This is a genomic window from Pseudomonas mucoides, assembly GCF_015461845.1.
Classification (GTDB): domain Bacteria; phylum Pseudomonadota; class Gammaproteobacteria; order Pseudomonadales; family Pseudomonadaceae; genus Aquipseudomonas; species Aquipseudomonas mucoides.
Map to the genome: position 1 here is coordinate 414,848 of NZ_JACOPW010000002.1, position 9,805 is coordinate 424,652.

Sequence of the window (9,805 nt, forward strand, 5' to 3'; positions counted from 1 at the left end):
AGAAAGGAGCAACACCTATGGGTTTTTCGCCAAAGCTCACCTTGGTCACTGCGCTGTTACTGCTCGCGGCCTGCCGCAGTGATCCTGTTCACTATCACACCCTGATGCCGCCTCAAACGGGGGGCGCGGCGCACAATAATGCGGTGTCCATCGAGATTGAGAGCCTCAGTGTGCCAGCGCAGGTCGACCGGCCACAGGTGGTGATTCGCCAAGGCAACAGCGGCCTGGTGCTGCTCGAAACCGAATGGTGGGGGGCGTCGCTGGGCGATGAGTTTCGAAGCGCCCTGATCGATCAATTGGCCAGCGCCAATCCCCCGCGCAAGCTGTCATTGCGCATTGATGTCCAACGCTTTGATTCGGTTCCCGGGCAATATGGGCTGATTGACGCGACCTGGCGCCTGCGCGTGACCGGCGAAGGCAATGGGGCAGCACTCACCTGCCGCAGCACGTTGCAAACGCCTTCAGGCGCGAGCATTGAAGATCTGGTTGCCGCCCAGCAGAACAACGTCAAACGCCTGGCTGCACTGATCGGGCAGGCGGCCAGGGGCACACGACAGAGTTGCCCGTCCTCCTGACTTTAATGCCCGGACACTGTTCAGCGGTGCCTCCGTCACCGCTGAACCAAGCATGACAGGATGGTTTTATATCGACACGTCAAACGTCGTGACAGGGGCCGAATAAGCGATAAGGGTTCTCAATCATTGACTAAGTTGGCAGCGCCCACATCCTGAGCAATTTTTTCACATTCGTTTCACTCCTCCGCTACCTGCCCGCCTCTAGTTTTGCTCGTAACTCTCCTACTTCAGATAACGAACGACACATGACTTCGCGCACAGTAAAACTGGCGTCATTGATCGCCACCTCGGTGGTTGCTGTAGTTGTCACGGGTTTGGTCTTGTGGCCGAGATCGCCCACTCACCTGGTCAGTGCCGAGAGCGCTGCCAAGGCTGAACTCTTTCAAGACTGGCAGGCTGGCGAAGTGGTTGCGCTGGTCCGTCACGCCGAGCGGTGCGACCAATCCAGCAACCCTTGCCTGGGGCCGGCGGACGGTATCACCCGCTTCGGCAACGAATCCTCCATGGCGGTCGGCCAGCACTTCATGCGCCTGGGCATGGCGCAAACCGATGTGTTGAGCAGCCCGGCCACGCGCACGATACAAACGTCGCACGCGATGTTCGGCAATGACCCCAAGACACAGGAATGGCTGGTGACTTGTGGCAAGACACTGCGCAACGACGTGGTCGCGCACAAGCAGGCCCATCGCAATCTGGTACTGGTCTCTCACAGTGGCTGCATTGGCGACTTCCTGGCCGAGACCGGTTTCCCGCATGCGGCCAAGAGTGAATACGGCAGTACAGTGTTCCTGCGCATCGACACTAATGGGCAACTCCAAGTGCTGGGCATTATTAATCCTGAAGACTGGAACGCAGTGCAGGGGAAATAAACAACGGCGCGCCAACAGCCATCAGTAGCCGCCGACTCGACTTGAGTTGCCCCACTGTCCATTGAACTACGACACCCACGCTGCCTGCTTGCGGTATTACGGCAAGGACGAGTCATGACTTCGCATACCCCATTACCCCATTCTACGGATCAGCTAGCCAGCGCTCGCGTCCCGATTGAACGCTGGCTCGTACCCGGCCTGTTATTGGCGTTTGTGGTTTTTTACCTGCTGCCGCTCGTGACGCACGGGCTATGGATCCCCGACGAAACCCGCTACGGCCAGATCAGTCAGGAGATGCGCCTGAGCGGCAACTGGGTCGCGCCGCACTTCATGGGCATCCGCTACTTCGAAAAGCCTATTGCCGGCTACTGGATGATCGCCATCGGTCAGGCGATCTTTGGCGATAACCTGTTCGGCGTGCGGATTGCTTCGGCCGTGAGTACCGGGCTGAGTGTCTGGCTGACTTACCTGATCGCCCGCCGGCTTTGGAACGATCCGCGCAAAAGCGCGGCCTGCGCATTGCTGTACATGAGTTTCGGGCTGATTGCCGGTCAGGCCGGTTACGCCAACCTTGATCCGCAATTCACGCTCTGGGTCAACTTGAGCCTGGTCGCGCTTTGGTTTGCCATCGACGGCCAAACGTCTCGAAACAAGGTGAGCGCGTGGGCGGTGATGGGTTTTGCCTGTGGCATGGGTTTCATGACCAAAGGCTTTCTCGCCTGGCTGTTACCGGTGTTGATCGCCCTGCCCTACATGATCTGGCAACGGCGCATGGGCGAATTGCTCCGTTACGGTTCGTTAGCCGTGTTGGTCGCTGTCGCGGTGTGCTTGCCATGGGTGCTCGCCATCCAGCATCGGGAGCCGGACTTCTGGAACTTCTTCTTCTGGAATGAACACGTGCGCCGGTTCGCCGCCGATGATGCGCAGCACGCACGACCCTGGTGGTTTTATCTGCCGCTGCTGGTCGCGTCGAGCCTGCCGTGGGCGGCATTGCTGCCCAACACGTTGAACAACGCGTGGAAGCAAAAAGGCCAACCCGCCATCGCGTTCATGCTGTTGTGGCTACTGTTGCCATTGGCGTTTTTCAGCTTGAGCAGCGGCAAACTGCCGACCTACATCATGCCGTGCCTGTTGCCGTTGGCCCTGCTGATCGGGCACACGGTCATGGAACAGCTGAATCAGGGGCGAGGCCGTTCAATCCGAATTAATGGCGTGGTCAACATCAGCGTGGGCACCGCGGCGTTGATCGCCTTGCTTTATGTCCAGACCACCAAGGAAATCTACCCAAACACCGAGATGTTCAGCCTGTCCCTGGTGTTTATCGTGTTGATCGGCTGGATCATTTCCAACGCCTTGCAAGTCATGCGGCCATTGACGTTTTGGGCGATGCCCGCTGTCGGTATCTGGCTGCTGGTCGCGTTAGCGCCGGCCGCCATACCTTCGCAGATCGTCAACAGCAAGATGCCGGATCAGTTTATTGCCGAGCACCTTGATGCGTTGGCGCAAACCTCTTCGTTGCTGAGTAACGATCTGGGGGCGGCGTCGGCGTTGTCCTGGCGTTTGAAGCGGCCACAAATCGACCTGTTCAATACCGTTGGCGAGCTGAAATACGGCCTCGCCGACCCGGCCATGGACTCACGCAAAGTCACCAAGGACAGCGTCGGCAAGTGGATGGCCGAGGCACGAAAAAAAGGCTCGGTTGGCGTGGTCATGCGGGTGAACAGTGTTCAGGAAGTGCAGGAGGTCGAGCTGTTGCCTATCGACGGCGTACGCTATGAGCGAGGCAATCTGCAGATCCTGATATTTCCGAAAACCGGCCCTGACAGCGTTTCTGACAAAGTGCCGACTGGAAACCCCTCATGAAACTCTGGACCCGTGACAAGGGCCGGTTGACGCTGCTGCTGGGCGTTACCGCGTTGATTCTGTTGTTGGGGCTAGGCACCCGCGAGTTATGGGGCGCGGAAACACGTTGGGCCAATATCGCGTTGCAGATGCTGCAAAGTGGTGACTATTTCGACCCCTACCTCAAAGGTGGGGCCTATTACGACAAACCGCTGCCCTCCTATTGGTTAATCACGGCCTCCGCCTGGTTGACCGGCGGTCTGAACCACTGGTCATTGCGCCTCTCCTCGGTGATCGCCGCGTGGCTGAGCGTGTGGCTGGTGTACCTGATCGGCGAACAACTGTTCCGCAAAGGCACCGGTTTGATTGCCGGGTGGATGCTGGCGACCACCTTCTATTTTGTCTTTTGGGCACGGGTGGCCACGGCCGACATCCTCACGGTGTGCGGCGTGCTGGCGGCGGTATGGTGGTATTGGCGCGGACCGGACGACACCCGCGTCGGTCGTTACCTGGTGTTTTTCCTGCTGCTGTCCCTGACCTCGCTGTTCAAAGGCTTGATCGGTTTCATCCTGCCGGGTTTGTTGCTGCTGCCGCATCTGGTGCAGGAAGGGCGCTGGAAACGCCACCTCAATCTGCGGCTGTGTGCCGCCCTGCTGATTGCCGGCGTTTTCTACATGACCCCGTTCATGCTCTCGCATGTTTACGGTGCCCCGACTTATGGCGAAAGTGGCCTGGGCCTGGTGTTGCGCGAGAACGTCGTCCGGTTTTTCCAGCCGTTCGATAACATCGGCCCGATTTACACCTACCTGCTTTACCTCCCCGTCTACACCTTGCCGTGGGCGCCTTGCTGGCTGTTGGCGTGCTGGGTCGCGTTGCGCAACTGGCGCAGTGTCGAGCCCAATACCCGCTGGCTGCTCTGGGGCCTGGGGTTGCTGATGTTGTTTTTCACTGCCAGTGGCAGTCGACGCAGCTACTACGTGCTGCCGCTTGTGCCCTTCGCGCAACTGCTGGGAGCGTGGTGGATCACCCGACGCATGGCTGAACGCAACGTGGTCGGCACGTTGGTCAGTCGCGGCTTGAAGATCGGCTTCGGAGTGAGTGCCGTCGCACTAATGGCCGTGCTGGGCGTGCTGTATCCCTGGACCAACAGCGGTGGCGGCGTGATGGACTTCGGTGACAGGGTCAAGCTCGAGGCCAGCAAACGGGCTCCCTTGAATCACTGGCGCATGGTGATGATCGACGTCGACAACAAAGTGCCCATGTACCTGCAAACCGGTGGCCCAACGTTTTATTACGTGCAGCAAACCGACGACTTCCCGCGCACCGGCGACACCGCCGCGCTGATGGCCTGGTTGGACCGCACCAGTGGCCAGCACTGGAATCCGCAACTCACCATTGTTGTCGCGCAGTACCGCAACGGCGATGCGCTGCCGCTGAACTACCTGAGTGCCGACCACCAGGTCATCACCACCACGCCCACCAACGGCGAGCGACTGTTTCACGCCCGCGAAGACCGGAGTGTGGCGTTTATTCCTGAGTGATCCACAACAAAAAATTCAACCACCGGGCCGCGCTTCCCGGCGTGCCTTTGAGAGCGGTACTATCCTTTCGCCACTATTTACACCTCAGCGGCTGCCCGCCGGTTGCTCACAACAAGGTGCGCGAAACGAATTTCTGCCGGGCAAGCCGCTGAGGGCTGCTAATCTGAATGAAAATGACATGTATTAACGGTTTCTTTGACGTTTTTTTCTCATTTTACGTTCTACATTCCCTGCCATTCAAAACATGCAAATGATTCGCATTGATTGGCTAGCGAATCGCCGTGCATGACCACTAAGAAAGAACAGGAGCTGCCCCCGGAATGACGCCCTCTTTCCCTGCGTTTTTCAAAACCGCACTGCTGACCACCGCTCTGATCAGCGCCGGGCACGTGTATGCCGCTGAGACCGACGGCATCGTGGTCTACAACGCTCAACACGAAAGCCTGACCAAAGCCTGGGTCGAGGGCTTCACCAAGGAAACCGGGATCAAAGTCACCATACGTAACGGCGACGACACCGAGATGGGCAATCAGCTCGTTCAGGAAGGCGCCGCTTCTCCGGCCGACGTGTTCCTGACCGAGAACTCCCCGGCCATGGTGCTGGTGGACAACGCGGCCCTGTTTGCACCGGTCGCGCCGACCACGCTGGAACAAGTCGATGCGGCTTATCGTCCGGCGCATGGCAAATGGGTCGGAATCGCTGCGCGCTCCACGGTATTCGTCTACAACCCGAGCAAATTACCTGCAGCCGATCTGCCGAAATCGCTGATGGACCTCGCCGGGCCCAACTGGAAAGGCCGTTGGGGCGCCTCGCCTGCCGGTGCCGATTTCCAGGCCATCGTCGCCGCCGTGCTGGAACTCAAGGGCGAAGCCGCCACCCTTGAGTGGCTCAAGGGAATGAAAGCCAACTACACCGCCTATCGTGGCAACAGCGCCGTGCTCAAGGCCGTCAACGCCGGCCAGGTCGACAGCGGTGTGATTTATCACTACTACAGCTTCGGCGATCAGGCCAAGACCGGTGAAAACAGCAAGAACACCGCCCTCTTCTACTTCAAGCATAAAGATCCGGGTGCCTTTGTCAGCGTCTCCGGTGGCGGCGTCCTGGCCTCCAGCAAACACAAAGAAGAAGCACAGGCACTGCTGAAGTGGATCACTGGCAAGGAAGGCCAGAAAGTCCTCGAAACCGGCAAATCGTTCGAATACGCCGTGGGCAAGAACGCACCGTCCAATCCTAAACTGGTGCCTTTGCAGCAGCTCGATGCGCCAGCAGTCGATGCCTCAAAACTCGACAGCAAAAAAGCCGTGGAGTTGATGACTCAGGCGGGACTGCTCTAATTGATTCCTGAAACCCTCCCAGGGGCTATCGCCACGGCGATGCCCTCGAACTTGCGACGACGCTCCCGTGGCGTCTTCACAGGTCGCGGCGGCGTGTGGGTGATCGGTTTGTCCGTACTGATCTCCCTCCTGTCGCTGCTGCCGATTGCCTTCGTCATCGGCGTGTCGATTCAAACGGGCTGGGCGGCCATCGTGCCGCTGGTCTTCCGGCCTCGCGTCGCTGAACTGCTGATCAACACCGTGTTGCTGGTGGTGATCACCATTCCGTTGTGCGTGATGCTGGGCCTGGCGCTGGCCTGGCTGACAGAGCGCACCAATCTGCCGGGCCGACGCACATGGTCACTGCTGGCCACCGCCCCGCTGGCGGTGCCGGCCTTTGTCCACAGCTATGCGTGGGTGAGCCTGGTGCCACCGATTCACGGGTTGTTTGCCGGCGTGCTGGTCTCGGTCATCGCCTACTTCCCGTTTCTGTACCTGCCGATTGCCGCCACCCTGCGCCGGCTCGATCCAGCCATCGAAGACGTCGGCGAATCGTTGGGACTCAAACCGTGGGCGGTGTTCTTTCGGTTGGTGCTGCCACAGCTGCGCCTGGCCATTTGCGGCGGCGCGTTGTTGGTGGGCCTGCATTTGCTCGCCGAATATGGCCTGTACGCGATGATCCGCTTCGACACCTTCACCACGGCAATTTTCGACCAGTTCAAGTCCACCTTCAACGGCCCTGCCGCCAACATGCTGGCCAGTGTGCTGGCCCTGTGTTGCCTGGCGATGCTCACCGCCGAATCCGCTGCTCGCGGCACGGCGCGTTATGCCCGGGTCGGCTCAGGAAGCGCACGCTCTCAGCGGACTGTACGTCTGGGCTCACGGGATATCGCGCTCGGCCTGCTCCTGCAAGGCATCACCTGCGCACTGGCGCTGGGCGTGCCATTGATCACGCTGGGCAAGTGGCTGATTGCGGGGGGCACGCAAGTCTGGCAACTGGACGATCTGCTGCCGGCGCTGCAACAGACGTTGCTGTTAGGCGCTGCGGGCGCGGCCCTCACTACCTGCGCCGCGATCCCGATTGCCTGGCTGTCGATTCGCGCGCCGGGTCGACTGCAACGGGTGCTGGAAAGCTGCAACTACATCACCAGCTCGTTGCCGGGGATTGTCGTGGCGTTGGCCCTGGTCACGTTCACCATCCACTTTGCCCGGCCGATTTACCAGACCACGATCACCGTGTTGCTGGCGTATCTGCTGATGTTCTTGCCCCGGGCCCTGGTGAGTCTAAGGGCCGGTATTGCCCAGGCACCAGTGGAGCTGGAAAACATCGCGCGCAGCCTCGGCCGCTCGCCGGGGCGGGCCTTGTGGCTGATTACCCTGCGCCTGGCCGCGCCGGGGGCCGCCGCTGGCGCTGCGCTGGTGTTTCTGGCGATCACCAACGAACTCACCGCCACCCTGCTGCTGGCGCCCAATGGTACGCGCACCCTGGCCACCGGCTTCTGGGCCATGACCAGCGAAATCGACTATGCCGCCGCTGCACCCTATGCCCTGTTGATGATCCTGCTGTCGCTTCCGCTGACCGGACTTCTTTATCACCAATCCAAACGAACGGCTGGCCGATGAACGCTCTTGAACTGCATGCCATTTCCAAGTCTTACGGCGACCATCAGGCGCTGGAAAACATCAACCTGTCGGTACCCGCCGGCAGTCGGACGGTGATTGTCGGACCGTCCGGTTCAGGCAAGACCACCCTGTTGCGGATGATCGCCGGTTTCGAATTCCCGGACACCGGCCGGCTCTCACTCAACGGCCAGACACTCGTCGACGAGACCCACGAGGTGCCGGCGCATCAGCGTTTGATTGGTTACGTGCCCCAGGACGGCGCCCTGTTCCCGCACATGACCGTGGCCGCCAATATCGGTTTCGGGCTTGCGAGCAAGGGCAGCGAAAAAAACGAGCGTATCGCCGAGCTGATGGACAGCGTGTCTCTGGACGCGAACATGGCCAATCGTTGGCCCCATGAACTCTCCGGCGGCCAGCAACAGCGTGTAGCGCTGGCACGGGCATTGGCGCAACAGCCGCGCCTGATGCTGCTGGACGAGCCGTTTTCCGCCCTCGATACCGGCCTGCGCGGCGCCATGCGCAAAATGGTCGCCCGGCTGCTGTCCGATGCCGGCGTCACCACCATTCTGGTCACCCATGACCAAAGCGAAGCGCTGTCGTTTGCCGATCAACTGGCAGTGATGCGCGACGGTCGGCTGGTGCAATCCGGCCATCCCCTGGATCTTTACCGCTACCCCAACGACGAACAGACCGCGCTGTTTCTCGGGGATGCAGTGGTCATGCCGGCTCGCATCGAAGCCGGCTGGGCCCATTGCGACCTCGGCCGGATTCCGGTGAACAACCATCGCAACAACAGTGCCGCACAGATCATGCTACGTCCCGAACAACTGCAACTGGTCAGCGCCCAGCCCAGTCCCACCGAGGCTACCGGCTGCCGCGCGGTGGTCACCGACCGGGATTTCAGCGGCAATACCTGCACATTGACCGTCGAGCTGGAAGCCCCGACTGCCGGCGAACTGACAGGACGGTCATTAACGGTTCGCAGCTCAGGCATGTATGCGCCCCCTGCCGGCAGCGCGGTTCACGTCTCGACCATCGGCCATGCCCACGTGTTCAGCGACGTTTGACAGCGATGCGTCAAAGATCAAAGCGATCCACTGCGCGGCGCCGCTCGTTGTCGTCGCGTACATCGTAATTGGCGGTGGTCTGGATGTTGCTGTGATGCGCGAGTTTCTGCGCGATCGATAAATCGTGCTCTTCAATCACGCGGGTGATGAATGAACGGCGAAAATCATGCGGCATGATCTTGACTCCGACTTCGGCACCGCGCTGGCGCGCGATGTAATAGATCGCATGTTTGGTCACGCGCTCACGGGTGATATGGCTGCCACGGCGAATGCGGTTGAACAGAAACGGGTCATCCACCTCGCCTTCCTTGAGCTGTGATCGACGGAACTCGAGCCAGGCTTCCAGCCTGGCGAAGGCCCAGGCCGGCGCGTACTTGATCAATTGCTTGTTGCCCTTGGCCGTCACCCGCAGGCTGCGCTCGGCAAAATCGACCTGCGACAGGTCAAGGTTTACCGATTCGGACTTGCGCATCCCCGAACCGTACAAAATCCCGATGATCGCCGCGTCCCGCAACCCTTGTGGGCGTGGATCGGCGGCACACACCGCCATCAACTCCTGGATCAGCGTGCGCCGCAAGTTGCGCCCTTGCGACAATCGGGTGCCGGCAATGCCTTTGACCGAGCGCATTTTCAGCAGGTGTTCCTGGCTGATCAGGCTCATGCGCCACGCCTCATTCATTACCCCGCGGATCGCGTTCACATACAACGAAGATGTGTTGGGCGCATAGCCGTCTTCGCGCAACGCCGCGACCAGCGCAATGGCATCTTCTGGCTGCAGCTGATGCCAGGGAATTTCCTCGATGTTCATGTCTTCGAAGCCCAACCGGTCGGCGGCATCCTGCAATACATAACGCATGGTCAGCTGACTGGAGGGCGCGAGCCGGGCCAGGTAGACCGTCAACGGGTTGGTCTTTGAAGCAACAGGATGGGTAACAGGTAAGTCAGTCAAACGAAACGGCCTTGAGTTAAAACACT

At 60.1% G+C, this 9,805-nt stretch carries 8 protein-coding genes; 7 read left to right on the forward strand and 1 reads right to left on the reverse strand.

The annotated features are described in order from the left end of the window. The first annotated feature begins 17 nt into the window (after positions 1 to 17). From H8F22_RS10455 to H8F22_RS10485, 7 genes are all read left to right on the forward strand, one after another. Positions 18 to 575, forward strand: a complete 558-nt coding sequence (locus tag H8F22_RS10455; RefSeq protein WP_027923073.1) for a PqiC family protein — start codon at positions 18 to 20, stop codon at positions 573 to 575. A 245-nt stretch (positions 576 to 820) separates the two neighbouring features. Continuing rightward, the gene (pmrG, locus tag H8F22_RS10460; RefSeq protein WP_059182921.1) at positions 821 to 1,444 is read left to right on the forward strand and encodes a lipopolysaccharide core heptose(II)-phosphate phosphatase PmrG; all 624 of its coding nucleotides are present in this window, start codon (positions 821 to 823) and stop codon (positions 1,442 to 1,444) included. Between the two features lie 114 nt (positions 1,445 to 1,558). Beyond that, positions 1,559 to 3,307: a lipid IV(A) 4-amino-4-deoxy-L-arabinosyltransferase gene (gene arnT / locus H8F22_RS10465; RefSeq protein WP_194940081.1), complete on the forward strand. Its 1,749-nt coding sequence runs from the start codon at positions 1,559 to 1,561 to the stop codon at positions 3,305 to 3,307. Further along, positions 3,304 to 4,827 (forward strand): ArnT family glycosyltransferase, encoded by a 1,524-nt coding sequence (locus H8F22_RS10470; RefSeq protein ID WP_194940082.1) that lies wholly within the window; start codon positions 3,304 to 3,306, stop codon positions 4,825 to 4,827. The genes arnT and H8F22_RS10470 overlap by 4 nt, the downstream gene beginning before the upstream one ends. Positions 4,828 to 5,147: 320 nt before the next feature. Then, positions 5,148 to 6,161 (forward strand): iron ABC transporter substrate-binding protein, encoded by a 1,014-nt coding sequence (locus H8F22_RS10475; protein ID WP_194940083.1) that lies wholly within the window; start codon positions 5,148 to 5,150, stop codon positions 6,159 to 6,161. Positions 6,162 to 6,164: 3 nt separating this feature from the next. Next, on the forward strand, positions 6,165 to 7,763 hold the full coding sequence (locus H8F22_RS10480; protein WP_194940385.1) for an ABC transporter permease: 1,599 nt from the start codon (positions 6,165 to 6,167) through the stop codon (positions 7,761 to 7,763). Further along, the gene (locus H8F22_RS10485; RefSeq protein ID WP_027923068.1) at positions 7,760 to 8,830 is read left to right on the forward strand and encodes an ABC transporter ATP-binding protein; all 1,071 of its coding nucleotides are present in this window, start codon (positions 7,760 to 7,762) and stop codon (positions 8,828 to 8,830) included. Before H8F22_RS10480 ends, H8F22_RS10485 begins: the two co-directional genes overlap by 4 nt. A gap of 10 nt (positions 8,831 to 8,840) precedes the next feature. On the opposite strand, the gene H8F22_RS10490 is transcribed toward H8F22_RS10485, so the two are convergent. Further along, complete coding sequence (locus tag H8F22_RS10490) at positions 8,841 to 9,779, reverse strand: site-specific integrase (RefSeq protein WP_407692648.1); 939 nt, start codon at positions 9,777 to 9,779, stop codon at positions 8,841 to 8,843. Between the last annotated feature and the right edge of the window lie 26 nt (positions 9,780 to 9,805).

What these genes read in the sequence shown, in the direction of transcription:
- H8F22_RS10455 (WP_027923073.1), top strand. Translation starts at nt 18, where the DNA reads ATGGGTTTTTCGCCAAAGCTCACCTTGGTCACTGCGCTGTTACTGCTC.
- pmrG (WP_059182921.1), top strand. Translation starts at nt 821, where the DNA reads ATGACTTCGCGCACAGTAAAACTGGCGTCATTGATCGCCACCTCGGTG.
- H8F22_RS10485 (WP_027923068.1), top strand. Translation starts at nt 7,760, where the DNA reads ATGAACGCTCTTGAACTGCATGCCATTTCCAAGTCTTACGGCGACCAT.
- arnT (WP_194940081.1), top strand. Translation starts at nt 1,559, where the DNA reads ATGACTTCGCATACCCCATTACCCCATTCTACGGATCAGCTAGCCAGC.
- H8F22_RS10475 (WP_194940083.1), top strand. Translation starts at nt 5,148, where the DNA reads ATGACGCCCTCTTTCCCTGCGTTTTTCAAAACCGCACTGCTGACCACC.
- H8F22_RS10470 (WP_194940082.1), top strand. Translation starts at nt 3,304, where the DNA reads ATGAAACTCTGGACCCGTGACAAGGGCCGGTTGACGCTGCTGCTGGGC.